This window comes from Zestomonas ipomoeae (assembly GCF_057128665.1).
The window spans coordinates 87,185-111,441 of record NZ_JBSKHQ010000002.1 but is presented as its reverse complement, the minus strand read 5'-3'; the positions used below and the strand labels follow the sequence as shown (position 1 = coordinate 111,441).

28 protein-coding genes are annotated in these 24,257 nt (G+C 65.5%); 17 read left to right on the top strand and 11 right to left on the bottom strand.

Annotation, left to right across the window (positions count from 1 at the left end; all coding sequences use genetic code 11):
- Nucleotides 1–20: 20 nt before the first annotated feature.
- The 4 genes from ACWKV7_RS04155 (at nt 21) to fba (ending at nt 2,892) form a co-directional block, all read left to right on the top strand.
- Nucleotides 21–1,184, top strand: coding sequence for a phosphoglycerate kinase (locus ACWKV7_RS04155; RefSeq protein ID WP_483856383.1), 1,164 nt, complete (start codon nt 21–23; stop codon nt 1,182–1,184).
- A gap of 68 nt (nt 1,185–1,252) precedes the next feature.
- Nucleotides 1,253–1,450: a hypothetical protein gene (locus ACWKV7_RS04150; protein ID WP_483856382.1), complete on the top strand. Its 198-nt coding sequence runs from the start codon at nt 1,253–1,255 to the stop codon at nt 1,448–1,450.
- A gap of 10 nt (nt 1,451–1,460) precedes the next feature.
- On the top strand, nt 1,461–1,691 hold the full coding sequence (locus tag ACWKV7_RS04145) for a hypothetical protein (RefSeq protein WP_483856381.1): 231 nt from the start codon (nt 1,461–1,463) through the stop codon (nt 1,689–1,691).
- A 136-nt stretch (nt 1,692–1,827) separates the two neighbouring features.
- Entirely contained in the window at nt 1,828–2,892 is a 1,065-nt protein-coding gene (gene fba / locus ACWKV7_RS04140) for a class II fructose-bisphosphate aldolase (RefSeq protein WP_483856380.1), read from the top strand.
- Between the two features lie 65 nt (nt 2,893–2,957).
- On the opposite strand, the gene ACWKV7_RS04135 is transcribed toward fba, so the two are convergent.
- Nucleotides 2,958–3,623 carry a polysaccharide lyase family 7 protein gene (locus ACWKV7_RS04135; protein ID WP_483856379.1) on the bottom strand — a complete coding sequence of 222 codons (666 nt, stop codon included), beginning with the start codon at nt 3,621–3,623 and terminating at the stop codon, nt 2,958–2,960.
- Nucleotides 3,624–4,080: 457 nt separating this feature from the next.
- On the opposite strand from ACWKV7_RS04135, the gene ACWKV7_RS04130 reads away from it, so the two are divergent.
- From ACWKV7_RS04130 to yddG, 3 genes are all read left to right on the top strand, one after another.
- Nucleotides 4,081–4,944 (top strand): HDOD domain-containing protein, encoded by an 864-nt coding sequence (locus ACWKV7_RS04130; protein ID WP_483856378.1) that lies wholly within the window; start codon nt 4,081–4,083, stop codon nt 4,942–4,944.
- 62 nt (nt 4,945–5,006) lie between these two features.
- Nucleotides 5,007–5,720: a helix-turn-helix domain-containing protein gene (locus tag ACWKV7_RS04125; RefSeq protein WP_483856377.1), complete on the top strand. Its 714-nt coding sequence runs from the start codon at nt 5,007–5,009 to the stop codon at nt 5,718–5,720.
- 73 nt (nt 5,721–5,793) lie between these two features.
- A complete protein-coding gene (gene yddG / locus ACWKV7_RS04120; RefSeq protein WP_483856376.1) occupies nt 5,794–6,654 on the top strand; it encodes an aromatic amino acid exporter YddG in 861 nt (286 codons plus the stop codon).
- 117 nt (nt 6,655–6,771) lie between these two features.
- On the opposite strand, the gene pdxR is transcribed toward yddG, so the two are convergent.
- Nucleotides 6,772–8,196 carry a MocR-like pyridoxine biosynthesis transcription factor PdxR gene (pdxR, locus tag ACWKV7_RS04115; protein WP_483856375.1) on the bottom strand — a complete coding sequence of 475 codons (1,425 nt, stop codon included), beginning with the start codon at nt 8,194–8,196 and terminating at the stop codon, nt 6,772–6,774.
- Between the two features lie 119 nt (nt 8,197–8,315).
- On the opposite strand from pdxR, the gene ACWKV7_RS04110 reads away from it, so the two are divergent.
- The 3 genes from ACWKV7_RS04110 (at nt 8,316) to ACWKV7_RS04100 (ending at nt 10,260) form a co-directional block, all read left to right on the top strand.
- Nucleotides 8,316–8,753, top strand: a complete 438-nt coding sequence (locus ACWKV7_RS04110; protein ID WP_483856374.1) for a carboxymuconolactone decarboxylase family protein — start codon at nt 8,316–8,318, stop codon at nt 8,751–8,753.
- 11 nt (nt 8,754–8,764) lie between these two features.
- On the top strand, nt 8,765–9,193 hold the full coding sequence (locus ACWKV7_RS04105) for a cupin domain-containing protein (protein ID WP_483856373.1): 429 nt from the start codon (nt 8,765–8,767) through the stop codon (nt 9,191–9,193).
- A gap of 128 nt (nt 9,194–9,321) precedes the next feature.
- The gene (locus tag ACWKV7_RS04100; RefSeq protein ID WP_483856372.1) at nt 9,322–10,260 is read left to right on the top strand and encodes a DUF808 domain-containing protein; all 939 of its coding nucleotides are present in this window, start codon (nt 9,322–9,324) and stop codon (nt 10,258–10,260) included.
- Between the two features lie 5 nt (nt 10,261–10,265).
- Here the strand turns inward: ACWKV7_RS04100 and ACWKV7_RS04095 are convergent, their stop codons facing one another.
- The 4 genes from ACWKV7_RS04095 to ACWKV7_RS04080 are packed head-to-tail and all read right to left on the bottom strand — an operon-like array spanning nt 10,266 to nt 11,995.
- Entirely contained in the window at nt 10,266–10,841 is a 576-nt protein-coding gene (locus tag ACWKV7_RS04095; RefSeq protein ID WP_483856371.1) for a DUF1993 domain-containing protein, read from the bottom strand.
- On the bottom strand, nt 10,838–10,966 hold the full coding sequence (locus ACWKV7_RS04090) for a hypothetical protein (RefSeq protein ID WP_483856370.1): 129 nt from the start codon (nt 10,964–10,966) through the stop codon (nt 10,838–10,840). The genes ACWKV7_RS04095 and ACWKV7_RS04090 overlap by 4 nt, the downstream gene beginning before the upstream one ends.
- Nucleotides 10,948–11,562, bottom strand: a complete 615-nt coding sequence (locus ACWKV7_RS04085; RefSeq protein ID WP_483856369.1) for a hypothetical protein — start codon at nt 11,560–11,562, stop codon at nt 10,948–10,950. The genes ACWKV7_RS04090 and ACWKV7_RS04085 overlap by 19 nt, the downstream gene beginning before the upstream one ends.
- The gene (locus tag ACWKV7_RS04080; protein ID WP_483856368.1) at nt 11,546–11,995 is read right to left on the bottom strand and encodes a hypothetical protein; all 450 of its coding nucleotides are present in this window, start codon (nt 11,993–11,995) and stop codon (nt 11,546–11,548) included. Before ACWKV7_RS04080 ends, ACWKV7_RS04085 begins: the two co-directional genes overlap by 17 nt.
- Before the next feature lie 253 nt (nt 11,996–12,248).
- On the opposite strand from ACWKV7_RS04080, the gene ACWKV7_RS04075 reads away from it, so the two are divergent.
- The gene (locus ACWKV7_RS04075) at nt 12,249–14,249 is read left to right on the top strand and encodes a methyl-accepting chemotaxis protein (RefSeq protein WP_483856367.1); all 2,001 of its coding nucleotides are present in this window, start codon (nt 12,249–12,251) and stop codon (nt 14,247–14,249) included.
- Nucleotides 14,250–14,288: 39 nt separating this feature from the next.
- On the opposite strand, the gene ACWKV7_RS04070 is transcribed toward ACWKV7_RS04075, so the two are convergent.
- Nucleotides 14,289–14,546 carry a hypothetical protein gene (locus ACWKV7_RS04070; RefSeq protein WP_483856366.1) on the bottom strand — a complete coding sequence of 86 codons (258 nt, stop codon included), beginning with the start codon at nt 14,544–14,546 and terminating at the stop codon, nt 14,289–14,291.
- A 135-nt stretch (nt 14,547–14,681) separates the two neighbouring features.
- Here ACWKV7_RS04070 and ACWKV7_RS04065 point away from each other — a divergent pair, with 135 nt between their 5' ends.
- Nucleotides 14,682–15,422, top strand: coding sequence for an MgtC/SapB family protein (locus ACWKV7_RS04065; RefSeq protein ID WP_483856365.1), 741 nt, complete (start codon nt 14,682–14,684; stop codon nt 15,420–15,422).
- 10 nt (nt 15,423–15,432) lie between these two features.
- Here the strand turns inward: ACWKV7_RS04065 and ACWKV7_RS04060 are convergent, their stop codons facing one another.
- Nucleotides 15,433–16,137 carry a pYEATS domain-containing protein gene (locus ACWKV7_RS04060; RefSeq protein ID WP_483856364.1) on the bottom strand — a complete coding sequence of 235 codons (705 nt, stop codon included), beginning with the start codon at nt 16,135–16,137 and terminating at the stop codon, nt 15,433–15,435.
- Between the two features lie 197 nt (nt 16,138–16,334).
- On the opposite strand from ACWKV7_RS04060, the gene ACWKV7_RS04055 reads away from it, so the two are divergent.
- The 3 genes from ACWKV7_RS04055 (at nt 16,335) to ACWKV7_RS04045 (ending at nt 20,565) form a co-directional block, all read left to right on the top strand.
- The gene (locus ACWKV7_RS04055; RefSeq protein WP_483856363.1) at nt 16,335–17,069 is read left to right on the top strand and encodes a substrate-binding periplasmic protein; all 735 of its coding nucleotides are present in this window, start codon (nt 16,335–16,337) and stop codon (nt 17,067–17,069) included.
- 383 nt (nt 17,070–17,452) lie between these two features.
- Complete coding sequence (locus tag ACWKV7_RS04050; RefSeq protein WP_483856362.1) at nt 17,453–18,859, top strand: mannan-binding lectin; 1,407 nt, start codon at nt 17,453–17,455, stop codon at nt 18,857–18,859.
- Between the two features lie 197 nt (nt 18,860–19,056).
- A complete protein-coding gene (locus ACWKV7_RS04045; RefSeq protein WP_483856361.1) occupies nt 19,057–20,565 on the top strand; it encodes a P-loop ATPase, Sll1717 family in 1,509 nt (502 codons plus the stop codon).
- Nucleotides 20,566–20,573: 8 nt separating this feature from the next.
- Here the strand turns inward: ACWKV7_RS04045 and ACWKV7_RS04040 are convergent, their stop codons facing one another.
- Complete coding sequence (locus ACWKV7_RS04040) at nt 20,574–21,332, bottom strand: hypothetical protein (RefSeq protein ID WP_483856360.1); 759 nt, start codon at nt 21,330–21,332, stop codon at nt 20,574–20,576.
- 45 nt (nt 21,333–21,377) lie between these two features.
- Entirely contained in the window at nt 21,378–21,569 is a 192-nt protein-coding gene (locus ACWKV7_RS04035; RefSeq protein WP_483856359.1) for a hypothetical protein, read from the bottom strand.
- A 20-nt stretch (nt 21,570–21,589) separates the two neighbouring features.
- Between ACWKV7_RS04035 and ACWKV7_RS04030 the strand changes: the two genes are divergently transcribed.
- Nucleotides 21,590–21,931 (top strand): FKBP-type peptidyl-prolyl cis-trans isomerase, encoded by a 342-nt coding sequence (locus tag ACWKV7_RS04030; RefSeq protein ID WP_483856358.1) that lies wholly within the window; start codon nt 21,590–21,592, stop codon nt 21,929–21,931.
- Nucleotides 21,932–21,950: 19 nt separating this feature from the next.
- On the opposite strand, the gene ACWKV7_RS04025 is transcribed toward ACWKV7_RS04030, so the two are convergent.
- On the bottom strand, nt 21,951–23,297 hold the full coding sequence (locus ACWKV7_RS04025; protein WP_483856357.1) for a choice-of-anchor Q domain-containing protein: 1,347 nt from the start codon (nt 23,295–23,297) through the stop codon (nt 21,951–21,953).
- 174 nt (nt 23,298–23,471) lie between these two features.
- On the opposite strand from ACWKV7_RS04025, the gene ACWKV7_RS04020 reads away from it, so the two are divergent.
- Nucleotides 23,472–24,254: an exodeoxyribonuclease III gene (locus ACWKV7_RS04020; protein ID WP_483856356.1), complete on the top strand. Its 783-nt coding sequence runs from the start codon at nt 23,472–23,474 to the stop codon at nt 24,252–24,254.
- Nucleotides 24,255–24,257: the final 3 nt, after the last annotated feature.

The following is a 24,257-nucleotide window of genomic DNA, read 5'->3' as shown; positions in this document are numbered from 1 at the left end:
GCCCCCGTGAAGGACTGACCATGAACGTGTTGAAGATGACCGACCTCGACCTCGCCGGTAAGCGCGTGCTGATCCGCGAAGACCTCAACGTCCCGGTGAAGGACGGCGTGGTCAAGAGCGATGCGCGCATCCTCGCCGCCTTGCCGACCATCCGGCTGGCGCTGGAGAAGGGCGCCGCGCTGATGGTCTGCTCGCACCTGGGCCGTCCGACCGAGGGTGAGTTCTCCGAGGAGAACAGCCTCAAGCCGGTGGCCGCGTACTTGAGCAAGGCCCTCGGTCGCGACGTGCCGCTGGTCAAGGACTACCTCGGTGGCGTCGAAGTCAAGCCGGGCGAGCTGGTGCTGTTCGAGAATGTGCGCTTCAACAAGGGCGAGAAGAAGAACGCCGACGAGCTGGCTCAGCAGTACGCGGCCCTGTGCGACGTGTTCGTCATGGACGCCTTCGGCACCGCCCACCGCGCCGAGGGTTCGACCCACGGCGTGGCCAAGTTCGCCAAGACCGCCTGCGCCGGCCCGCTGCTGGCGGCCGAGCTGGAAGCCCTGGGCAAGGCGCTGGGCAACCCGGCCAAGCCGATGGCGGCCATCGTCGCCGGCTCCAAGGTGTCGACCAAGCTCGACGTGCTGAACAGCCTCTCGCAGATCTGCGACCAGTTGATCGTCGGCGGCGGCATCGCCAACACCTTCCTCGCCGCCGCCGGCTACAAGGTCGGCACGTCGCTGTACGAAGCCGACCTGGTGGATACCGCCAAGGCCATCGCCGCCAAGGTCAGCGTGCCGCTGCCGGTAGACGTTGTGGTGGCCAAGGCGTTTGCCGAGGACGCGGCCGCCACCGTGAAGTCGGTGAACGATGTGGCCGACGACGACATGATCCTCGACATCGGCCCGCAGACCGCGGCGCAATTCGCCGAGCTGTTGAAGTCGTCGAAGACTATCCTATGGAATGGCCCGGTGGGCGTGTTCGAATTCGATCAGTTCGGCGAGGGTACCAAGGCCCTGGCCCTGGCCATCGCCGAGAGCCCGGCGTTCTCCATCGCCGGCGGTGGCGACACCCTGGCGGCCATCGACAAGTACGGCGTCGGCGAGAAGATTTCCTACATCTCCACCGGCGGCGGCGCCTTCCTCGAATTCGTCGAGGGCAAGGTATTGCCGGCGGTCGAGGTGCTGGAGCAGCGCGCCAAGGGGTGAGGCCCGGTCGCAACAACCGGGGCCGGCGGCGGTCTTTGTAGGGGGAACCCCGTTACAAGGAGTCGTGTATGCGCCGCACCACCGTTTTGCTGGTTTGCCTGGGCCTGGCAGGATGCGCCGGCTCTAACGTCGACAGTGCCTGTGAGGTGTTCAGCCCGCCGCCGGCGATGACGCCGACTGCGCAGAACGATCAGCGGGTCGAGGTGCAGAGCACCGGCGACCCGACAGCGGTGATCAGTGCGGATGACGAGCAGCGTTGTCCATGAGGGTGGTTGCATGACGAGACACGCATTGCTGGGCCTCGCGATCCTGGTCCTGCCGCTAGCCGGTTGCATCAGCGACCCGGAGCAGGATGACCGCTGGTGCGGGTCGCTGACGGCCAACGCCATGGCCAATCCGAGTCCGGTGCGCGAGCAGCAGGCCGAAGTCGAGGCGCGAGCCAGTGGCGATCCGACCCGCTACGAGCATTTGCCTGCGGCCTGCCACAACGGCGGCCACGGGTCATAGAAATACCTTCGCCCCGGCGGAGGAAAGAGGGAGCGTCGTCGTCTGCCATATGGGCGCGCCAACCCCGACTTGAATACCGCCTGCCCCTGCGGCAGGCTTTGACGCTTAACGAGCCCCAATCGGGAGAGAGATACCCATGGCACTCATCAGCATGCGCCAGTTGCTGGACCACGCCGCCGAACGCGGCTACGGCGTTCCGGCCTTCAACGTCAACAACCTCGAGCAGATGCGCGCCATCATGGAAGCGGCCGACAAGACCGATTCCCCCGTGATCGTCCAGGCCTCGGCCGGTGCCCGCAAGTACGCCGGCGCGCCGTTCCTGCGCCACCTGATCCTGGCGGCCATCGAAGAATTCCCGCATATCCCGGTGTGCATGCACCAGGACCACGGTACCAGCCCCGACGTGTGCCAGCGTTCCATCCAGCTCGGCTTCTCCTCGGTGATGATGGACGGCTCGCTGAAGGAAGACGGCAAGACCCCCGCCGACTACGACTACAACGTTCGCGTGACCCAGCAGACCGTAGCCTTCGCCCATGCCTGCGGCGTGTCGGTGGAAGGCGAGCTGGGCTGCCTGGGCAGCCTGGAAACCGGCCAGGCCGGTGAGGAAGACGGCATCGGCGCCGAAGGCACCCTGGACCACAGCCAGATGCTTACCGATCCGGAAGAGGCCGCCGACTTCGTCAAACGCACCCAGGTCGACGCCCTCGCCATCGCCATCGGCACCAGCCACGGCGCCTACAAGTTCACCAAGCCGCCGACCGGCGACATCCTCGCCATCGACCGCATCAAGGAAATCCACAAGCGCATCCCCAACACCCACCTGGTGATGCACGGCTCTTCCTCGGTGCCGCAGGACTGGCTGGCGATCATCAACGAGTTCGGTGGCGACATTAAGGAAACCTACGGCGTGCCGGTCGAAGAGATCGTCGAAGGCATCAAGTACGGGGTGCGCAAGGTCAATATCGACACCGACCTGCGCCTGGCCTCCACCGGCGCGATCCGCCGCTTCCTGGCGCAGAACCCCAGCGAGTTCGACCCGCGCAAGTACTTCGCCAAGACCGTCGAAGCGATGCGCGACATCTGCATCGCCCGCTACGAAGCCTTCGGCACCGCCGGCAACGCCTCGAAGATCAAGCCGATCTCCCTCGAAGGCATGTACCTGCGCTATGCCAAGGGCGAGCTGAACCCCAAGGTCAACTGACCTGCCGCGCATGACATAAAAAGGCCCGCAGCGATGCGGGCCTTTTCATTGCGGTGCCGGCTGCTTTACAGCGGATAGTGATCGATATCCAGCTTGTCGAAGGTGGCGCTGCCAGCCTCCTGGTAGCCGGTGTTGTCCTGCGGATAGACGCCAGCCTTGAAATACAGCGGTTTTGGAGCCCAGTCGGGGTCCACGCGCGCGCTCCACTTGAAGTCGTTGATGGTGACGCCGAGGGTGCCGCCGGGACTCAGGTGGATCGAGTAGACGAAGCGCTGGTTCAGCGGGATGCCGGTGGCCACGGTGTAGACCTGGGTCGCGTCCTTGGGATGCAGGCGCACCTTGGCCACGATGTTGCCGGTCTTCGAATAGGACTTGTACTGGTATTCCACCTTCAGCAGCGGGCTGTTGCTCTGGAAGGCGTGGATCTGGCCGATGACCACCTTGCCGGTCGATGGCACCTGGGTGACTTTCAGCCCCGCCCGCAGAAAGTGATCGGCACTGGGAATGTGCCAGTTATGCAGGGTTCCGTCGGCATAGGTCTCGCGCAGCTCCGTGCGCGGGTATTTGGCGTTTTCCGTGGTTTCGCCCTCCACGGGTGCCCAGAAGAAGAGGGCGCCCGATTGGGTCTTGAAATAGTTGTCCTGATAGCCAGCGAGCAGTTGTGGCGTCTCGATGGTGACGGCGGGGTCGCCTACTGGTACGGATAGATTCCAGGTTGCAAGATCGATCATGACTGAATCTCCAACGACGAGAACTGCTTCAGTCGCTACACATCTCATCCACGAGTCAGTAGGGCTTACTCGGCATTCCGGCCGGTGCACGAACTAACAGCAAAAAGGGCAGCGTGGCTGCCGTTATGGGGCCAAGGCCTTACGGGACGCTTTTATAGATCGGAATGCGCTTGATGATAAGAGCCATTTATCGACTTATTGACGTCAATATTTTTTCGCTATGGCGTGATGCCAGTACTTGCCATGAAATCGCCATGCCGATTGGCCGGTCGGGAGGGCGCGATTTGTGTGCGGATTCGCTTTTTTAATGGCGCCAATTTTTTGAATGCGGTCGCCGCGTCTGCCTGAGCCTCCCCGCGGGCAAAAGCGGTAATCCGACGAACGGGAGCCGTTGGCCCCGGCCATTTGCCGGGGCGGTGCTTGGCTACACTGCTGAAGCGGCAGGAGAGAAAGCGCCATGGCAGCCACCGAGCACACGGAATATTCCATCTACCGACAGGTCATTTCCCAGCTGATGTGCGGCGAGGAGCAGTTGCCCAGTCTGCCGACGATCACCCTGGAAATCCGGCGCGCGCTGACCCAGCCGGAGCTCAGCATGGGGCAACTGAGCCGGTTGATCGCCAGGGACCCTGCGCTCAGCGCCCTGCTGATGAAGAACGCGGCCAGCGTGCTGCAGCGCACCCGGCATGCGCCCAAGACGCTGCTCGACGTGGTGCGCGTGCTGGGCGTGGCGCAGGTCGACCGCATCACCATGATCCACAGCATCAAGAGCCTGTTCACCCTGCACAGCAGTGGACACAAGCAGCTGTTCATGGAGGTCTGGGAGCGGCTGATCCTCAAGGCCAGCATCACCGCCTTCCTCGCCCGCGCCCTTGGCCGCGCGGAGCCGGAGCACGCCCTGCTGGCCAGCCTGCTGAGCGAAATCGGCACCCTGGCGGTGCTGTCCGCCTTCAAGGATTGCAGCATCACGCCATCGCGGGCGTTCTACTACAGCCTGTGCCGGCAATACAGCAAGTCGCTGGGCGTCATCGTATTGAAGAAGTGGGCGGTGGATGACAGCTACATCCGCATCGTGCGCGACCTCGGCAACTGGCAGCACTGCGACGGCCCGGACATCCTGCTGGTAGATCTGGTCAATCTCGGCCTGTTCCACGCTATCAAGCAACTGCGCGAGCCGGTCGAGCTGCCGCCGCTGCAGGACCTGCCGGTCTTCCACAAGCTGCTGCCGCCGATGGATTTCATCGGCGACAACGGCGAGCTGACCCTGGTGCTCAGCCACCGGGCAGAGATCCAGGCGATTGCCGATCAGTTGCGCCACTGACGGCGCTTGGCAGGCGCGACCTGACGCAGGATCATGGCCGCTTTCCTTGCCGGCATGCCCGAATGGCTCGCTTCCCTCATTCCGACCTGCACGATGACCTGCGCCGCTATCCGCCCCGGGTGCTGAGCGATGCCCATGAGTTCCACCAGGTGCTGGTCGGCCTGGACGGCAACCTGGATATCGAGGTGGCAGGGCGCGGTGCGCGCATCGAGGCGGGGCGGGTGTGCCTGATTCCGGCCGGCGAAACCCATCATTACCTGGCCCTCAGGGATTCGAACCGCTGCCGCGTGCTGGACCTGCCGCTGTCCTGGCTGGATGCGCTGGCGCCCGAGGCCCAGCGCTTGTTCGAGCGGCCCGGCACTCGGCACCTCGCCGCCGCCGATTGCCGGGCCGAACCGCTGCGACTGCTGGCGCTGCTGCAGGGCGACGGCGGCCGCTCGGGCTGGCCGGCACAGCGACTGAATCTCGCGCGGCTGCAACGCCACGTGGAGGCGCGTCTGGCCGAGCCGCTGCGGGTCGCCGAGCTGGCTGCGCTGTGCCATCTCAGCGAGCGCGCCTTCGCCCGCCAGTTGCAGGCATTGACCGGGCTCGCGCCCCAGGCCTGGCTCGCCGAGCGGCGCCTGTGCCGAGCCGAGCAACTGCTGCGCGAGGGCCGCTGGCGCCTGACCGATATCGCCCAGGCCTGTGGCTTTGCCGACTCCAGCCACTTCGCCCATGTGTTTCGTCGCTACCGGGGCGTGAGTCCGCGGGCCTGGCGCCAGTGCGCCGGGGTCTGAAGCGACCGATCCAGACAAGTTTTTCCGTGGTGTCGCGGCAGGCTATGCCGCTCATCGACTGCGCGGAAACGCCATGACTGCACACACCTCCCCTGGCTCCCGGCGGGCCACCTGGATCGGCGCCAGCTCGGTGCTGAGCTGGTCCACCCTGGCCCTGTTGACGCAACTGGCCGGACCGATCCCGCCGTTCCTGCTCACCGGCTTGTGCTTCCTGCTTGCCGCCGCTTGCGCGTTCGCCGTGCTGCTCCGGCAGGGCGTCGACTGGCGGGCGGCGCTGCGCCAGCCGGGGCTGGCCTGGCTGCTCGGCGTGGGCGGTCTGTTCGGCTTCCACCTGCTCTACTTCATCGCCCAGCAGAATGCGCCGGCGGCCAATGCCGGGCTGATCAGCTACCTGTGGCCGCTGCTGATCGTGCTGTTCTCCGCTGGTTTGCCGGGCGAGCGGCTGCGGGCGCGGCAGGTGCTGGGGGCGCTGCTCGGCCTGGCGGGCGCGGCGCTGCTGATCGGCCCGCAGGGCTGGAGCGGCGAGCACGCGACGGGCTATCTGGCGGCGCTGGCGGCGGCCCTGGTGTGGGCCGGCTATTCGGTGCTGTCGCGGCTGTTCGCCGGTGTGCCGACCAGCGCGGTGGCCTGGTACTGCCTGGCCACCGGCCTGCTGGCGCTGCTCTGCCACGGGCTCTGGGAGCCGGCCTATCGGCCTCGGGGCGGCCAGTGGCTTGGTGTCCTGTTGCTCGGCCTGGGCCCGGTGGGCAGCGCCTTCTTCACCTGGGACCTGGGCATGAAGCACGGCAACCTGCGCCTGCTCGGCATCCTCGCCTATGCCACGCCGCTGCTGTCGACCCTGCTGCTGGTGCTGGCCGGCTACGCCACGCCGAGCCCGGCGTTGCTGATCGCCGCCTTGCTGATCGTCGGCGGCGCGTTGCTCGGGCGAAGCTAGGTCGCGTCGACCGCTGGCGGCGGCCGGACCGGCGAAACCAACGGAAACGGGGTGCGTGCCGGCCCTGCGGGCCGGATGTTGGGCTTCGTTCCCTTACGCAGTGTGCCTCGGTTGCGGTCAGGAGGACGAGCGCAGCAGCTCGGCGAGAATGTCCAGCGCCGGGTCGATGTCCTCGGTCTCGATGGCGCCGAAGCCGAACATCAGGCCCTGCATGGTCGCTTCGCCAAGGTACAGCGGCGCCAGGTTCAGCACGTGCACGCCGCGCTCGGCGAGCTGCGCGCACAAGCGGGCGGCATCCAGCGGCTGGCGCAGGCGCGCGGCGAGGTGGAGGCCGGCCACGGCCGGCAGCGCGGCGAGCCAGGGCGCCAGGTCGCCAGCGAGCCGTGCCAGCAGCCGCTCGCGGCGCGTCGCGTACTCCCGTTGCAGGCGCCGGGTATGGCGGGCGAAGGCGCCGCTCTGGATGAAATGCGCCAGGGCCAGTTGCTGCAGGCTTTCGCTGTGGCGGTCGGTGAGTCGCTTGGCCAGGCTCACCACCTCGCGCAGGGCCGGCGGGATCAGCAGGTAGCCCAGGCGCAGCTCGGGGAACAGGGTCTTGGAAAAGGTGCCGACATAGGCCACCCGGCCTTCCCTGTCGAGACTCTGCAGCGCCTCCAGCGGGCGGCCGGAGAAGCGGTACTCGCCGTCGTAGTCGTCCTCGATGATCAGCGCCTGGCGCGCGCTGGCCCATTCCAGCAGGGCCAGGCGGCGCGGCAGGCTGAGCGGCATGCCCAGCGGGAACTGGTGGGAGGGCGTCACATAGACCACCTTGGCGGCGTCCGGCAGGCAATCCACCCGCAAGCCCTCGCCATCCACCGGCACGCCCACCACCCGTGCGCCGGCGGCGAGGAAGGCCTGCCGTGCCGGCGGGTAGCCGGGTTCTTCCAGCGCCACCAGGTCGCCGGGCTCCAGCATCACCCGCGCCAGCAGGTCGAGGGCCTGCTGGGCGCCCTGGCTGATCAGGATGTCGCGCCAGTCGCAGCGCACCGCGCGGTTGATCGCCAGATAGCGCGAGGTGGCCATGCGCAGCGGCGGGCAGCCTAACGCCTCGGCGTGGATGCCGGGGTTGCGCGCTTGCTGGCGCAGCGCATGCAGCACGCAGGCGCGCCATTCGTCGTAGGGAAAGCGGCGGGTCTCGCTGGCACCGCCGGTGAAGCTGTAGCGCAGCTGCGGCTGCTCGCGCAACTGCGCGCCGGCGGCCAGCGCCTGCCATCGCGCGTTGGCACGCAAGGCCGCGCTCGGCTTGCGCGGCTGGCTGGCCGGGGAGGGCGCGTCGGCGACGAAGGTGCCGCTGCCGACACGGGCCTGCAGGAAGCCTTCGGCGCTCAGGCGCTCGTAGGCGTCGTTCACTGTCTTGCGCGAAACGCCGAGGCGCTCGGCGAGCAAGCGCGTCGCCGGGAGCCGGTCGCCGCTGCACAGGCGGCCTTCGAGAATGCCCTCGCGCAGCTGGCGATAGAGCTGGCCGACCAGGTCCTGGCGGCCGCAGAGGCTGAGTTGCAGCTCCATGCTGGATTGGCTACCTGAAATCGTTGCAGATTGGCTATTTGTGGATGCCAAAGTTGCACCTAGGGTAGCAGCCAGGATTCGCACCGGGCGAGTCCTGCCACCCTCACAGGAGATTCGCCATGAGTGCACGCCTCGATTGGTCCGCCAAATCCCCCGCCGCCTACAAGGCCATGCTCGGCCTGGAGCAGGCCCTCTCGCGCAGCGATCTGGACCCCGCGCTGCTGGAACTGGTGCGCCTGCGCGCCTCGCAACTCAACGGCTGTGCCTTCTGCGTCGACATGCACAGCAAGGACGCGCGCCAGCGCGGCGAGAGCGAGCAACGCCTGAGCACGCTCTGCGTCTGGCGCGACACCGGCTTCTTCAGCCCGCGCGAGCGCGCCGCCCTGGCCTGGACCGAGAGCCTGACCCTGTTGCCGCAGCGCGGTGCCCCGCGCGCTGAGTACGAGGCCCTGGGCGCGCACTTCGGCGAGCAGGAAATCGTCGACCTGACGCTGGCCATCGCCACCATCAATGCCTGGAACCGCTTCGGCGTCGGCTTCGCGCTGGAACCGGCCTGAGGGAGGACGCCATGGCGAGCCCATGCCGTCGGCGCCTGGGGCTGCTGCTGCCGCTGCTGCCGTTGGCGGCCAGCGCCCATGGGCCGGAGCGGCTGGATATCCTGCAGGACAGGCTGCTGGCCGATGCGCCGGGCCAGCGCGGCGTGCTGCTCACGGTGCGTTTCGCCCCCGGGCAGGCGTCGCCGGCGCACGTACATGCCGGCTCGGTGCTGGCCTATGTGCTGGAGGGCCAGGTGGTCACCCAGGTGCAGGGCGGTCCCGAGCAGACCTTCGGTGCCGGAGAAAGCTGGTACGAGAGCCCGGGCGTGCCGCATGTGCAGGCGCGCAACGCCAGCGCCGCCGAGCCCGCCACCCTGCTGGTCTGGCAGTTATTGCCGGAGGGCGAGCCGGTGTTGCGCGCGCTGTCGCCGCCGTCCCCCAGCACAGCATCGACGCCGTAGCGCCACCTCGTCGCCCAGGCTGCGAATCCCCGGCCAGCGGTCTTGGCCGGGCGCCTGCGGGCTGCTTTACTATCCGCCCCCAAAAATGGGTGCGGCCATTGCCGCGCCCGACCAGCAAGGAAATAGTCGTGGCCGGAAGCAGCCTGTTAGCACTGATCGATGATATCGCCACCATGCTCGACGACGTGGCGTTGATGACCAAGGTCGCGGCGAAGAAGACCGCCGGCGTGCTGGGCGACGACCTCGCCCTGAATGCCCAGCAGGTCACCGGGGTCCAGGCCGAGCGCGAGTTGCCGGTGGTCTGGGCGGTGGCCAAGGGCTCGCTGCTGAACAAGGTGATCCTGGTGCCGGCGGCCCTGGTCATCAGCCTGCTGGCGCCCTGGGCGGTGGTCCTGCTACTGATGCTCGGCGGCGCCTTTCTCTGCTACGAGGGCTTCGAGAAGCTGGCCCATAAGCTGCTGCACAGCAAGGACGAGGACGACAGCCACCGGGCCGAGCTGTCGGCGGCGCTGGCCGATCCTGCGGTCGACCTGGTCGCGTTCGAGCGCGACAAGATCAAGGGCGCGGTGCGCACCGACTTCATCCTCTCGGCGGAAATCATCGTCATCAGCCTGGGCACCGTCACTGGCGAACCGTTGCTGACCCAGCTCGCCGTGCTCGCCGGCATCGCCCTGCTGATCACCGCCGGCGTCTACGGGCTGGTGGCCGGCATCGTCAAGCTCGACGACCTGGGCCTGTATCTGAGTCGGCGCGGCGGCCGCCTGTCCCGCGCCGTCGGCGACGGCATCCTGCGGGCCGCGCCATACCTGATGAAGAGTCTGGCGGTGATCGGCACGGTGGCCATGTTCATGGTCGGCGGCAGCATTCTTGCCCATGGCATTCCCGGCGCCTCGGCGCTGTTCCACGACCTCGCCCATGGCCTGGAAGCCGTGCCCGCCGTCGGCGGCGTACTCGCCACCATCGCCCCGACCCTGCTCGACCTGCTGCTCGGCGTGGTTGCCGGGGCGTTGGCGCTGCTCGGCGTGAGTGCCGTGACGCGCTTGTACCGGGTGGTCAAGCCCGCCTGACGAGGTCAGGCGCCATCCGACGGGGCGAAGCTGAAGCCCGCCGGATACTGGTGGTAGCCGTCGAAATCCTGCTTGCCGAGGGCAATGCCCTCGCTGCGCAGAATCGCGTGCACCATGCTCAGGTGAAAGAAGAAGTTCGGCAGCGCGTAGTGCAGCACGTAGTCGCGGCCGCTGAAGTGGCGCGTGGCGAAGCCGGCCTGGGTGCTGATCGGGGCATGCGCGGCGGCATCGAGGGCCGCCTCCGGTATCCCGGCGAGCGCCGCCAGGGTCGCGTCGATGCGCGCATCCAGCCCGGCGAAGCTGCCGGCATGCCCGGCCAGGCCCGGCGGCGCCTCGCCGAGCAGCGGATAGCAGGCGCGCAAGGCGAAGCCGCAGGCAGTGCAGACCTGCTGCGCCAAGGGAAACATGCCCTCGGCTAGCCGGGCCTGCAGCAATGCGGATTCGGCCGGGCCGTCCCGCTGGGCCTGGCGGGCAACGCGAGCGAGGGAGTCGCGCAGGCGTTGCAGGTAGTGGGTGAAGATCGGCACGCAGGCCGCATGCAGGCCGATGCCCATGGCCGGGTGCGCTCCCGGTGCGTTCATCGCGCCTCTCCTACAAGCCCGCGCAGCGGGGCGAAGCCGAAGCAGCTCAAGCCCGCCAGCGCCAGGCTTGCCAGGTAGGCCCGCAGCACGGGGATGGCCAGATAGGTCAGTGGTCTCGTGGACATGGCCGTTCCAGGGGGACAGTGTTCGCTTCGTTATAGCCGGACGACGGCCCCGATGGTTCGTCGTGCCGCGAAAGCGTGCAGGCGCTCACGCCGTCGACCCGGCCAGGCTCGGCGGCCTGGGGCGCGCAAAGGCGCCAGTCGAAGCGCTCCGGCGCGAAGGTGGCGATCATCTCGCGCGCCTGGTCGACGCCCCAGGCGGCAATCAACAGGAACGGCAGCGGTGCCAGCAGGTGGGCTCGGCCGATGGCGCGCGCTTTCCGGTCGCGGCGAATCGGCGTTGGCTTGAACACCCTTTCACCAAGGGGCGGATACTGCCCGTCGCGCAGAATGCGGTAGCCGCGCAGGCCGATGCTGCCGCCCAGCAGCACGCCGCAGCTCAGCGGCAGGCCGACGAACATCCCCAGCCACAACAGGCTGACGCCGTTGACGCCGAACAGTTCGTAACAGGGCGCGGTGCGGGCAAACTCGCTCAGCCACGGCGTGAAGACCCCTTCCATGAAGGCGACCAGCAGGCCGCCCAGCACCACACCACCGGCGGCGAAACGCAAGCGCTCGGCCAGGGTGTACTGCGGTGCGAATTCAGGCGAACGGGCCATCGGCGGACCGATCCTCGGCGTGGGCGCGTGCGGGAACGGCTGCCCTGCGCGGCCCGCCGCCTGCCGCACGCCGGCTTTGGAGCCACGCGATCAGGGCGGGCAGGACGAGCGCGGCATAGCCGCTGGCGATCACCAGCACACTGCGGTAGGGCAGGCTGGCGAAGCAATTCATCCAGAACACCAGCCAAGCCAGCAGGCAGGCCCAGAGCACGCGATGCGGGGGCTGTCGCGAGAAGGCCTGACCGCAGGCGTTGCCCAGCGCCAGGGCTGCCAGCACATAGAGGGAATGATGGAGTTGCAGGCCGAAGGCGATGTCGCGGCGCAAGGGACCGACAAGCTGCCGATAGCCCTCGACGGCCAGCGAGTAGAGCGCGGCCGCCACCGCCAGTTGCACGACGGTGTAGGCGACGATGAGCAGTAGGCGGCGCGGCATTCGCATCCGGAGTGTCGATGGTCAAGGCTGGCCGGCCATTCTGAGCGGGCGCGGGCGGCGCTGCAAATCCGCCATGCATTCGGGTGCTGGCGATTTGCCGCCTCCCAGCACCGGCAGTCGGCGCTTGCCTGGCCTAAGCTCAAGCCATGCCGCGTTATACCGATACAGAGGCATGGCGGTGACGCCGACAACTCCCACGGGTAATAAATCGACTGGCGCAGCATGGCTGCCTGCGCCTCTAGGGTGGTGAACCATGTTTTCCCTGAAAACCATTCAAGCCCGCTATACCTGGGCGCTGCTTGCATTCATCGGCGTGGTGATGCTGCTGACCGCGCTGGGGATCGGGCGCTTCGTCACGCCGCAACTGAAGGCGGCGGAAGAGGAGCTGGTGCTGCGCAAGGTCAACCAGATCGCCGAGCAGATTCTCGTCGAGCTGTCGCGGGTGCAGGCGCAGTCGCGCAGCATCACCCAGACGGTGGCCCTGCTCGACAGCGACAGCATCGACAAGGTGCTGCCGGGGCTGGTCGACCAGTACGGCGATGCGAAGGTCTTCGGTGGCGGGATCTGGCCGCTGCCGGGCAAGCGCACGGCGGACCGCGACAAGCACAGCACCTTCTACCATCGCGACGGCTCCGGGCAACTGGTGGTCAACACCTACTGGAACTCGCCGGAGTCGCTCAAGTACTACGAGCAGCCCTGGCACCGCAACGGCATGCAGGCGCCGCGCGGCACCTGCGCCTGGGCCGCGGCCTACAAGGACGACGCCAGCGCCCAGCCGCGCACCAACTGTGCCATGGCCATCTACAAGGACGGCGCGGCCTTCGGCGTGTCCACCATCGATGTGACCCTCGGCTTCTTCAACCAGTTGGTGGCGGAGAAGGAGAAGGAGATCCAGGGCCAGGTGATGATCGTCGAGCCGGATGGCAAGATTCTCAGCAACCTGCCGGCCCTGGGCGGCGAGATCGTGCTGCGCAACGTGTCGGAGCTGGCCAGCCAGTCGCCGTTCATCGCCAAGATCCAGGCCTCGCTGGGCGCCGCCGGGCAGTCCGGGGTGTACCAGGGCGAGTACGAGGGCCGCGAGGGCGACGACTACACCTTCTTCCTGCGGCCCATCGAGGGCACGCCCTGGCTGCTGGCGGCGGCGTTGCCGACCGACCTGCTCACCGAGAAGAGCCGCGAAGTGCTGAAGACCCTTAGCCTGCTGCAGATTCCCATGGTGATCCTGCTGCTGGTGCTGATGTTGTTTGCCCTGCGCACGCTGATGAACCGCCTGGGCGTGCTGAAGACCAACATCGATTCGCTGTCGGCCGGCGATGCCGACCTGACCCGGCGCATCGCGCTCAAGGGCGAAGACGAGGTGGACGAAGTCGGCAACTCGGTCAACCGCTTCATCGCCTACCTGCAGAACATGGTCGCCGACCTGGCCACGGCCAGCTCGCAGATCGCCGAGGAGATCGACCAGCTCAAGCAGCAGTCGGCGCAGAGCAACCAGATTCTCGCCCGCCACGCGGCGGAGACCGACCAGGCGGTGACCGCCATCACCGAGATGAACTCCACTGCCGAATCCGTGGCCCGCAGCGCCACGGAGACCGCCAGTTTCACCCAGCGCGCCGATGCCAACGCGCACCAGTCCAAGAGCGTGGTGGACGATGCGTCCAACAGCGTGCGGGCATTGGTCGACGAGGTGGCCAGCGCCACCGAAAAGGTACAGGCGATGCAGAGCGACGCGCAGCGCATCAACGATGTGCTCGGCGTGATCGGCGGGATCGCCGAGCAGACCAACCTGCTGGCGCTGAACGCGGCCATCGAGGCGGCGCGGGCAGGCGACCAGGGCCGCGGTTTCGCCGTGGTCGCCGACGAGGTACGGGCGCTGGCCGGCCGCACCCAGCAGAGCACCTCGGAGATCAACGAAATGCTCGGCCGCCTGCAGCAGGGCGTGAACTCGGCGGTGACGGCCATGGAAAAGACCAAGGCCAGCTGCCAGGCCACTGCCGACAAGACCGCCAAGGTCAACGTCGGCCTCGACGACATGGCCAGCTCCATCAGCCGCATCTACGACCTCAGCAGCCAGATCGCCACCGCCGCCGAGGAGCAGAGCGCGGTGACCGAGGAGATCAACCAGAACATGGTGGCGGTGCGGCAGATGGTCAACGAGCTGATCGAAAGCGGCCAGGCTACCGATCGCAGCAGCGAGACGCTACTGACCTCCAATGGCCGGCTGATCGCCATGGTGCGGCGCTTCAAGGTGCGCTGACCGGGCGGGCGGCCGGGGAGCGAGGCTTGCCGGGGGCGTTCAGGGTGCGCTGGCACCCTGGTAGACGCTCAGCAGCAGGATCAGCAACCACGGCCAGAGGTGCCGGTACCACCGGTCGTGGCGCAGGTTGACCAGCACCGCGAGCCAGCAGGCCAGGCCTACCGGCCACCAGCCGAGCCGGAAAAAGAAGAACGCCAGCAGCACGAAGAAAAAGGACGAGCGGAACCAGGGCAGCGCTGTCTCGTCGGCTGTCGCGAGTTCGGATTGCGGGGGGCGATAGGGGCCGTGGTCAGTCATGGTCAGCTCGGGGAGGACGCGGCGGGCAAGCATAGGGCCGTTTGCGCCTGCGTTCATTGGCGCGCGCTACCGGGCAGGCTGGCGCCGTGGCGACTAAGCTGGGCGAAGTGCCAGCGCATCGAGTGAGTCCCCGCCGTGAACCTGTCCTCTGCCTTTCCCGAGTTATGGGCACTGCCCGGTGTGGCGGTCAACCTGACCCTGTTCTTCAACATGCTCGGCGCGCTGCTGCTCGGCCTGCTGGTGGGCTACGAACGCGCCTATCACGGCCGTGCCGCCGGCATGCGCACCTACGGCATGGTGTGCATGGCCTCGGCGGCGCTTACCGTGCTGTGCATCTATCCGCAACAGTGGTTCGGCGGCCACTACGCCGGCACGGTGGACCCGACCCGGGTGATCCAGGGCATCGTCACCGGCATCGGCTTTCTTGGCGCCGGGCTGATCATGAAGGACGGCATGAGCATCAGCGGCCTGACCACCGCGGCATCGATCTGGGCGTCGTCGGCGATTGGCGTGCTGGTGGGGGTGGGCTTCTACGGCGCCGCCGTGCTGCTCAGCCTGATCTCGGCCGGGTTGATGATGTGGGGCGCCAAGCTGGAGGCGAAGCTGCCGTCGCGGCCTGCCATCGCCATCGTGCTGCGCTTCGCGCCCGGCTTCGTCAAGCCCAGCGAAGACGTGTTGCGACGCATCGCCCGCGAGCGCGGCTATGTGATCGCCGGCGGCTCGTTCACCGTGTCCTACGAGCAGGGCCAGCTGGAATGGCGCTTCGTCGCGGTGGCGGTGGATGGGCGCAGGAGCGCGCGCATCAGCGACATGGCCGATGAGCTGGCCGGCCTGGATGGCGTCGCCCGGTTCCAGATGTCCCATGCGCGCAATTGAGCGGGCGCGCTTACGGTTGCTCCAGGGAGACCACCTTTTTCAGATGCAGGGTTTCGCCGTTTTTCAGCCTGACGTCCGCCTCGATCTCGAAGGGCTTCCACAGCTCGATGTCGAGGCTCCTGCCGGCGTCGACGTCCTGCTGGTCGAAGCGCACCTGGTTCTGCTTGAAATACTTGTCCGGCAGCCGGAATTCGACGCTCTCGATCTGCTGCTCGATGCGTGGGTCCTGGATGTCCAGCGAGATGTTGGCCTGGTAACTGGTGGTCAGGATGCCCGCGCGTTGCAGCGTGCTGCCGATGCCTTGGCGCTCGACGGGGGCGGAATCGATCTTCAGCACCACGGGCGCCTGCGGCGAGGCGAGGTCCGCCTTGGGTTTGCTTTCCGTCCAGTTGTAGAAATACGGGCGCTGCTGGACCAGCTCCTTGGTGTTCCGGGCCTCGTCGGCCATCACCGCCGTGGCGCCGGTGGCCATGGCGAAGACGATCAGCGAGTTCAGCACGTACAGCACGCCCTTGATCAGGCGCGGCGTGGCGCCTTCCTTGAACTCCTTGCTCTCGAAGATGACCACGCAGATCAGGAAGCTGACGACGATGGAGCCGAACGGTACCGCCAGGCCGAAGCCCTTGAACAGGGCGCCGGAAACCGCGGCCACGACGGCGGCGGCGAAGGCGGGGGTGAGCATGGACTTGGGATTGACGAACTCTTCGATGGCCATGGCGGGTTCCTCCTTGACGGAAAGCTGCATTGCGGTGGGGCGACGCAGGGGACTGCCGGTGTCCAGCCCTTGCAGGGTGAAGCCTGCTTCAGTCTAGACGGCCGCCGAGCGCCACAGCCAAGCGGCAGGCCGGTGCCGGGCCACGCTGCCCCTGCCGGATACGCCGGCAGACCGGCAACCTGCGCCAGGGACGCCGCATGAAACTGCCGCGCGCCTGGTTGATGGGGCTTGTGCTGCTGTCCGGCGCAGTCGTGGCGCAGGAGCCGTTGCGCCTGGTGGCCGACAACTGGCCGCCCTTCACCGGAGAGGAACTGCCCGGCGGCGGGCTGGCCACCGATCTGGTGACCACCGCGCTGGCACGGGCCGGCTATGCCAGCCAGTTCCGCGTCGTGCCTTGGGCGCGTGCGCTGCGTGGCCTGGAGAAGGGCCGTTACGACATCGTGCTGAGCGCCTGGTACAGCGAGGAACGCACCCGCCTGGGCACGTTTTCGCAACCCTACCTGCTCAACCGGATACGCCTGATCAAGCGCAAGGACAGCGCCCTGGCCTTCGAGTCGCTGGCCGACCTGCAGCCCTATACCGTTGCCGTAGTGCGCGGCTACGCCTACGAACCGGGCTTCGACCACGACAGCCGCCTGCACAAGGTCCCCGTGCTCGGCTTTGCCACCGCCGCGCGCATGCTGTACGCCGGCCGGGTCAGCCTGACCCTGGAGGACGAACTGGTCGCCCGCCATTACCTCAACCGCGAACCGCAGGACGTGCGCGAAGCCCTGGAGTTCCTGCCCAAGCCGCTCAGCGAGAACGGCCTGCACATCCTGGTCAGCCACCGGCACCCGGACCGGGCGCGCATCGTCAGCGCCTTCGACCGGCAGATCGCGGCGATGAAGGCCGACGGCAGCTACGCAGAACTGTTCAGGCGCCATGGGTTGTAGCGCGCCCGGTCGTCGACCCCTTGCCGGTCGCCTTGCAAACGCTGGTTGGCTCTTCTAGCGTCAATTCATCGCAAGGAGCACCCGCTGGCAGGATCGCCGCCCCGCTGGACCCCTCCACAGCCAACCGCTTGCCACCTTGCCGATGAGCCCCGCCATTCGCTTGCGCGCGCCCGGCAGCCAGGCAGCAGACAGGAAGTACCGGCAATGGAAAGGCCACTCCAACCCACAACGCACTTCCCCCTCACCCATCCTGGAGCCAGGCGCTGCCGCGCGGCATGGCCGTACCTGCGTGTACGCATCCGACGACGAGGAAGCCCCTGCGACCGATCACACCCCCGCTTTGCACTGGACGATTAGCACAACGCTGAATGGAGATAACAAGAATGAACCGACTTCCCAGAACCCGCCTCATCGGCGCTTTGATGTGGCCACTGCTGGCGACGCTGTCGCTGCTCACCGCCAACCAGGCCGTCGCCGACACGCCGCCCGTCTGCAACGCCAGCCAGAGCTGGATCACCAGCCCCAACCCGCCGGGCGAGGTGCCCAACGGCAGCAATGCCCAGTTCTGCGATTTCTACCAGTTCAGCTGGCAGTGGTTCCTCGACCTGGTGAGCCCGGCGAAGAGCGATGCCAGCCAGCGCAACTTCCAGGTCGCCGCGAACTATCCGGTGTTGCAGGCCAGCGGGCAGAACTCCTGCGACCCGAACGCGCCGCCCAAGGTCATGTTCGTGCGCATCGAGAAGCCCCAGGACCCGAACACCCCCTTCATCATCCCCGAGCGCATCGGCCAGGCCGGCGGCGAGGACACCATCTACGACCAGAAGGGCAACGTGGTCTTCTATGACGTGCGCTTCAGCCGCAACCTGTGCAACGTCGGGCAGATCCAGTCGGCGCCGAATTTCCCCGGCGGCACCACCGAGCTGAAATCCGCCTGGCGCATCATCGCCGAGGCGGACAAGCCCAACTACTTCTGGATGGAAGCGGACGTCGACGGCGTGCCGGGCACCGAACTGCTGGGCATGATCGGCTTCCACATGGTCATCGCCACGCCGCTGCACCCGGAATTCATCTGGGCCACCTTCGAGCACCGCAGCAATGACCCCGAATGCGCCAACCCCGGCACCGCGCCGGCGTCCGGCTGGTCGTTCACCAGCGCCGCCTGTACCGCGCAACTGCCCAACCTGACCGGCGAGTGCAGTTTCAATACCGCCGAACCAGCCACCAGCCTGACCGGCACACCCTCGGAAATCTGCCGCGTGTTCCATGACGGCAGCGACCCGAGCGATCACGAAGGCACCGACAACATTGCCATCATCGATAGCCTGAACAGCCAGATCCAGGGCTTCCTCAGCGCCCTGGACAGCAGCAACCCGATGGCCGTCTGGCAGAACTACATGATGGTCGGTGCGCTCTGGGAAAACGATGTCACCCAGCCATCCTCGGTGGTGTCCAACCAGCGCGGCTCCATGCGCCTGGCCAATACAGTCATGGAGACCACCTTCCAGGACGTCAACCTCAATTCCTCGTTCGTCTCCAACTGCTTCGGCTGCCACAACTTCGCCGGCTCCAAGGCCAGCAACACCCTGCCGTCATCGGACCTGAGCCACATCTTCGACGACATCACCCTCGGCCAGTGCAAGGCCACCGACGTACAGGCCGGGCCGATCTGGAACAACACCGAAGCCCAGCAGGTCTGCGTGCAGACCTGCAAGAACAAGGGCGGCTGGAACGGCAACTGGACCACCACCGAACCGGGCAAGATGTCCGTGTGCGGGTGTTGTGGGGGGTGATTGGGTATAGATGAAGGAGCTTGCCGGGCACTGGTTATGGCTGGTGCCTGGTGAATTGGACCCGATAGCAAATGTGTCGATGCCGGGGCTGGCTGTTGGTAAGCGCATGGATTGCCAGAGTGGCTATAAGCCAGAGTTACATGCTCGTGGCAGGTTGCGCTAAGTCTTTATCTTTCATAATGGAAGCAGGTGCGGCTATGACGATTCTAGTAAAGGAAATTCTTATATCGTTGGATGTCGGAAACTCGGTGGCTGAGTTTGATCAATCGCTAGAGAAGTATTTTATAGAGAACGAAGCATTCGTTTCTCTTGTCCATGATCGTGCCGACATTATTGCCGGGGATAAGGGTACCGGGAAAATAGCAGTGTATCGCATACTTCAAAAAAGATATGGATCAATGCAGGAATTAAAGGGGGTTGAGGTCCTGGCTGGTTTTAACCCAACAGGAAATCCTGTCTTCCAGAAGCTAGTACATCAGCAGCAATTAACTGAGGCGCAATATTCTTCCATCTGGAAAACCTATCTACTTTCTTTAGTAGGTAACTGGGCGCTGGAAATAGTAGCTGAAGAAAAAACAGAAAAATTTAAGAGGCTCGATAGGCTTTTGTCAAATACTGGTTTGCGCTCTGCAGATGACAAGCCTCTTACCATTTTCAATAAACTAACCAATCTTATTCAGCGGGTTCTTTCTCCACAAAGTGCAGAAGTAGAAATGACATTGTCTGAAACTGGTGTGCCAATAATTACGCCGCGACTCCATTTTGGAAATGACACTGCTGAAGATCTTAATGCTAGAGAAATTCCACACGAAGCAGCGCTTTCGCTCCTCAATGAGTGTCTCGACGAAATTGATATAACCGTCTGGGTTGCTCTTGACCGCTTAGACGAAGCTTTCCAGGGATTTCCTGATATTGAAATTCCCGCATTGCGAGCTCTACTTAGAACCTATCTTGACTTGCTTGAATTTGAACGGGTCAGATTGAAGCTGTTCGTCCGTCGAGACCTCTTCAGAAGAATTATCGGTAGCGGTTTTGTTAATCTTACTCATTTGAATGCGCGAAAGAAAGAGATTCTCTGGGATGAAGCGGATCTTCTCAATCTCTTGGCTCGACGAATAAGGGATGGGGATGACTTCTCTAATCATATCAATGCTAAGTCCTTATCTGACGAGGACTTGTTTTACAAGGTTTTCCCGCCTAAGGTGGATCAGGCCGAAAGAAAGCCAACCACGTTTAATTGGGTAATGTCTCGTATTCGAGATGGGAATGACGTACGCCCTCCTCGTAATCTCATTGATCTTGTAGGTATGGCGCGCGAAGAGCAGCTCAGAGCTGAAGCTAGAGTTTCTAGAGAAGCACAGGATGGCGTGCCTTTGATTTGTTCAGAAGCTATTCGAGCAGCTCACGCTAGATTGAGTGCCCAGCGGGTAGAAGATACTCTACTAGCTGAGGCAGGCGCAGAAATGGCAGGTTATATAAATAAATTTCGTCGCGCCAAAGCTGAGCAAAGCGAAGAGTCCCTTGCCAAGATACTATCAGTAGAGGGGGCTCCCTTGCATAAGATAATAAAGCAACTTGTTGACATTGGTTTCCTTGAGGAGTTGCGTACGACTTGGAAAGTGCCCATGCTTTATAGAGATGGGCTTGAAGTTACACAGGGTAAAGCTTATACAAGCAATTCCGGTGCTGAAGATGATGAAGATTAGCGAATAGCCTAGATGACCATTGGTGGAAAACGCTTCGCGGTTTTCCACCCTACGGGACCGATAGCTCTGTAGGGCGAGCAACGTTTGCTTGCCCACCAGCCTTTTCGACCAGCCCGCCAGGCATAACGCTGAGGTATTACATCCAGCTTCTCTTCTTCGAGTGCGCCGGCCAGTCGTGGGCTGGCAGGTTTGTGTTCGCCACCCAGGCACTCGCCAAGGCCTGTGTCTGGGCCGCTTACGGCAATGGGCCGTAAGCCTTGGCCGTGCCTAGCTGGCGCTGTCCTTCTGGTTTTGCGACAGCGAGGTGATGGTGTTGGCGTTGGACTTGCGATTGCGAAGAACGCCTGGTCCATCTGGCCGGTGACGCTGATCCGGCCGCCTTTCTCGATCTGTGGGTAGCCCTGCTTGTCCAGTGGGTGGGAGGGCAGAGTCAGGGTGTTGACCTTGAGGACTCCGCTGCCGGTGTCGAGGGTGATCTGCCGCTCGGCCGCATCCTGGACGGTGCCCTGGATAGTGGCCTGGCCGGAGGGCAGGCAGGTCGCCGTGCGCCGGCCGGCGGACTCCTCGTCGGCGGCGCTGGCGAAGAAGAAGGTGTTGAGCCCTTTGGCGTAAACGCTGTTGGCCTCGATGGTGGTGGATTCGAAGATGTCATTGTCGACATCGCCGTAGACGATGACCTGATCGTCCTTGAGGATCTTGTATCCCTCCTTGTACCAGTCCCAGTCGTCCATCTCGACGGTGTTGGCGCCGTCGCCGTAGTTGAGCACGAAGGAGTCGGGCGTGGTGGCGACGACCTTGCCGCTGATGCCGATTTACATCTGGTAAGGGTTGGGCTGGCTGGCTTGCTGGTCGGCGAGGGCGGTGCCGGCCAGCAGTGTCGAGGCGGTAAAGGTAGATGACCCGGTGGCGCGGGTGCTCCCCGAGGATGAGGAGCGGCGCTCCGGCAGGGCGGCCAGGCGGCGCTTGCCAAGCGCCGGCATTCCTGCGAAAACGCCGGCCCCCATGATTTCTTGGCGAGCGGACGATGAGCAACGAATTGCAGATTACCGATATACGGTTGGGCGACGGCAAGGAAGCGGTCAAGGGCGCCCTGATCACCACCCAGTACGTCGGCTACCTGGAGGACGGCACCACCTTCGATTCCTCCTATGACAAGGGTCGGCCGTTCCAATGCGTGATCGGCACCGGCCGGGTGATCAAGGGCTGGGACCAGGGGCTGATGGGCATGCGCGTCGGCGGCAAGCGCAAGCTGTTCGTGCCGGCGCACCTGGCCTACGGCGAGCGGCAGATCGGCGCGCACATCCGGCCGAACTCCAACCTCATCTTCGAAATCGAGCTGCTGGAAGTGCTGACGCGGGACGACTGAGTGCAGGCGTCCCGCTGCCTCACGGCGCCGGTTTTTCTGCCGCGCCGAGGTCGCAGATCGCCAGGCCGTCGCCGTCGCCATCCTGCGGGCGCGGCAACTGGCGTTGGTCATAGGGCAGGCAGGTACCGATGGCGGCATCGATTGCCGGGCTGGCGTCGCGCAACTCATGCAGCGGGGGCGCATCCGGCGGCGTGGAGAGGGGCTCGAGGACCTCGGTGAAGGTACGGGCGTCGTCGATCGGCAGGTCCGCCGGGCAGTCGCCATTGTCGAGGCCAAGCATCAGGCCGCTGGTCTGCATGATCGCATCCGCCCCGTTGTAGCAGTTGGATGGCCGCACCGGGCCTTCGTCCGGGATGTAGAAGTTGCCGGCGACGATGCTGTTGCGTATGTCCAGCCGGCCCAGGTTGAACAGGCTGCGCGAGCTGTGGTTGTCGGCAATGGTGACGTTGATCAGTTGCGCCACGGTGGTGGGGTTGTTGCGGCTGCCGTACTGGCCATTGGCGAAGACACCGTCTCCGTAGTAGCCATGGTTGTCGCTGAGCGTGCTGTTGCTCAGGCGGAACTGGCCGCCTTCGGCGTTGAGGATGGCCGCGCCGTTGCCGTATTCGCCGCCCTTGTTGAAGATGAAGGCGCTGCGGGTGACCGTGGCGAGTCCTTCGTTGTAGATGGCGCCGCCCCGGCCGGTATCGACGTAGTCGTAGCTGTTGTTGTCGGTGAAGGTGCTGTCGCGCACGAACAACTGGCCGCGGCGGCTGTTGTAGATGGCGCCGCCTTCACCCGAGCCGGGATCGGCCATGGTGCGGTTATCGTCGAACCAGGAGGCCGCGACCTTCAGCGTGCCGTAATTGGCGATGGCGCCGCCGCCGCCGATTTCCGCCTCCGCCTTGTTGCGCGTCAGGGTCACCTGCCACAGGTCCAGTGTGCCGCGGTTGCGCAGGGCACCGCCGAAGGTCGAGGTCAGGCCGTTGCGCAGGCTGAGCCGTTCCAGGCGCAGGGTGCTCGCTTCCTGCACATCGAACAGGCGGTCCAGGCTTCGCCCGTCGATGATGGTCTGGCCCTGGCCGGCACCGCGCACGATCACGTCGTCGTGCATCACATCGATATCGCCGTTCTGGTTGGCGTCTTCTTCCAGCGCGCGCTTGTCCTGCCGCTGCGGGGCCAGGCCGAGCGTATAGGTGCCGGCCTGCAGCAGCACGCGGTCTTCGCCATGCCGCTGGTTGGCCAACTGGATGGCCTCGCGCAGCGAGCAATCCGCGTCGCAGACGCCGTCGTTGCTGTCGTCGAACTTGCTGACGATAAGATCGGCCGCAGTGGCCGGGGCGGCCGCGAGGGCGACCAGCATAGGAAGGTAGGACCGAAGGGACATGGCCAAGTCTCCTGAAGGGGGGGGGACCTCGGCGGAGACGGCTTGGCTTCCGTGCCGGGCGTGCCCTGCTTCGACCGACTGCCCGGCGCAGGGTGCCGGGCCGTTCGTCGCGAGCACGGACGAACGCCTGGTCGCTGTCGGCGTCGAACGGGCATTGCTCGTCGAGGTGCTGCCATGGATACCCTGAAGATCGCCACCTTCAACATCAACGGCATTCGTTCGCGGCTGCCGGCGCTGCTCGACTGGCTGGCGCGCGAGGCGCCGGACGTGGTCTGCCTGCAGGAACTGAAGGCACCGGATGCGGCCTTCCCCGTCGACGACATCCGCGCCGCCGGCTACGGAGCGATCTGGTACGGGCAGCCTTCCTGGAACGGCGTGGCGATCCTGGCCAAGGGTGCGGACCCGCTGGAGAGCCGGCGCGGCCTGCCCGACGACCCGGACCCCAGCCAGAGCCGCTACCTCGAAGCGGCGGTGCGGGGCGTCATCGTCGGCTGCCTGTACCTGCCCAACGGCAACCCGCAGCCGGGGCCGAAGTTCGACTACAAGCTGGCCTGGTTCGAGCGGCTGATCGAGCATGCGGCCGGGCTGTTCGCCAGCGGCCACCCGGTGCTGCTGGCCGGCGACTTCAACGTGGTGCCGACCGACGAGGATATCTACAACACCCGCTCCTGGCTGAAGGACGCCCTGCTGCAGCCCGAGAGCCGCGAGTGCTTCCGGCGCCTGCTTGCCCAGGGCTGGACCGATGCCCTGCGTGCGCGCCATCCTGACGAGCGCATCTACACCTTCTGGGACTATTTCCGCCAGCACTGGCAGAAGAACGCGGGGCTGCGCATCGATCACCTACTGCTCAGCGCCGACCTGGCACCGCGCCTGCGCGACGCCGGCGTCGACCGCTGGGTACGCGGCGAACCCCACGCCAGCGACCATGCGCCGGTGTGGGTGAAGATTGCGGTGTGAGGC

Excerpts from the sequence above, each read along its gene's own strand:
- ACWKV7_RS04050 (WP_483856362.1), top strand. The coding sequence starts at position 17,453 with ATGAACCGACTTCCCAGAACCCGCCTCATCGGCGCTTTGATGTGGCCA.
- ACWKV7_RS04045 (WP_483856361.1), top strand. The coding sequence starts at position 19,057 with ATGACGATTCTAGTAAAGGAAATTCTTATATCGTTGGATGTCGGAAAC.
- ACWKV7_RS04080 (WP_483856368.1), bottom strand. The coding sequence starts at position 11,995 with ATGCCGCGCCGCCTACTGCTCATCGTCGCCTACACCGTCGTGCAACTG.
- ACWKV7_RS04095 (WP_483856371.1), bottom strand. The coding sequence starts at position 10,841 with ATGAACGCACCGGGAGCGCACCCGGCCATGGGCATCGGCCTGCATGCG.
- fba (WP_483856380.1), top strand. The coding sequence starts at position 1,828 with ATGGCACTCATCAGCATGCGCCAGTTGCTGGACCACGCCGCCGAACGC.
- ACWKV7_RS04130 (WP_483856378.1), top strand. The coding sequence starts at position 4,081 with ATGGCAGCCACCGAGCACACGGAATATTCCATCTACCGACAGGTCATT.
- ACWKV7_RS04025 (WP_483856357.1), bottom strand. The coding sequence starts at position 23,297 with ATGTCCCTTCGGTCCTACCTTCCTATGCTGGTCGCCCTCGCGGCCGCC.
- ACWKV7_RS04110 (WP_483856374.1), top strand. The coding sequence starts at position 8,316 with ATGAGTGCACGCCTCGATTGGTCCGCCAAATCCCCCGCCGCCTACAAG.
- ACWKV7_RS04035 (WP_483856359.1), bottom strand. The coding sequence starts at position 21,569 with ATGGGGGCCGGCGTTTTCGCAGGAATGCCGGCGCTTGGCAAGCGCCGC.
- ACWKV7_RS04135 (WP_483856379.1), bottom strand. The coding sequence starts at position 3,623 with ATGATCGATCTTGCAACCTGGAATCTATCCGTACCAGTAGGCGACCCC.
- ACWKV7_RS04105 (WP_483856373.1), top strand. The coding sequence starts at position 8,765 with ATGGCGAGCCCATGCCGTCGGCGCCTGGGGCTGCTGCTGCCGCTGCTG.
- ACWKV7_RS04055 (WP_483856363.1), top strand. The coding sequence starts at position 16,335 with ATGAAACTGCCGCGCGCCTGGTTGATGGGGCTTGTGCTGCTGTCCGGC.
- ACWKV7_RS04020 (WP_483856356.1), top strand. The coding sequence starts at position 23,472 with ATGGATACCCTGAAGATCGCCACCTTCAACATCAACGGCATTCGTTCG.
- ACWKV7_RS04070 (WP_483856366.1), bottom strand. The coding sequence starts at position 14,546 with ATGACTGACCACGGCCCCTATCGCCCCCCGCAATCCGAACTCGCGACA.
- ACWKV7_RS04075 (WP_483856367.1), top strand. The coding sequence starts at position 12,249 with ATGTTTTCCCTGAAAACCATTCAAGCCCGCTATACCTGGGCGCTGCTT.
- ACWKV7_RS04125 (WP_483856377.1), top strand. The coding sequence starts at position 5,007 with ATGGCTCGCTTCCCTCATTCCGACCTGCACGATGACCTGCGCCGCTAT.
- ACWKV7_RS04155 (WP_483856383.1), top strand. The coding sequence starts at position 21 with ATGAACGTGTTGAAGATGACCGACCTCGACCTCGCCGGTAAGCGCGTG.
- ACWKV7_RS04060 (WP_483856364.1), bottom strand. The coding sequence starts at position 16,137 with ATGGCCATCGAAGAGTTCGTCAATCCCAAGTCCATGCTCACCCCCGCC.
- yddG (WP_483856376.1), top strand. The coding sequence starts at position 5,794 with ATGACTGCACACACCTCCCCTGGCTCCCGGCGGGCCACCTGGATCGGC.
- ACWKV7_RS04085 (WP_483856369.1), bottom strand. The coding sequence starts at position 11,562 with ATGGCCCGTTCGCCTGAATTCGCACCGCAGTACACCCTGGCCGAGCGC.
- ACWKV7_RS04090 (WP_483856370.1), bottom strand. The coding sequence starts at position 10,966 with ATGTCCACGAGACCACTGACCTATCTGGCCATCCCCGTGCTGCGGGCC.
- ACWKV7_RS04145 (WP_483856381.1), top strand. The coding sequence starts at position 1,461 with ATGACGAGACACGCATTGCTGGGCCTCGCGATCCTGGTCCTGCCGCTA.
- ACWKV7_RS04150 (WP_483856382.1), top strand. The coding sequence starts at position 1,253 with ATGCGCCGCACCACCGTTTTGCTGGTTTGCCTGGGCCTGGCAGGATGC.
- pdxR (WP_483856375.1), bottom strand. The coding sequence starts at position 8,196 with ATGGAGCTGCAACTCAGCCTCTGCGGCCGCCAGGACCTGGTCGGCCAG.
- ACWKV7_RS04030 (WP_483856358.1), top strand. The coding sequence starts at position 21,590 with ATGAGCAACGAATTGCAGATTACCGATATACGGTTGGGCGACGGCAAG.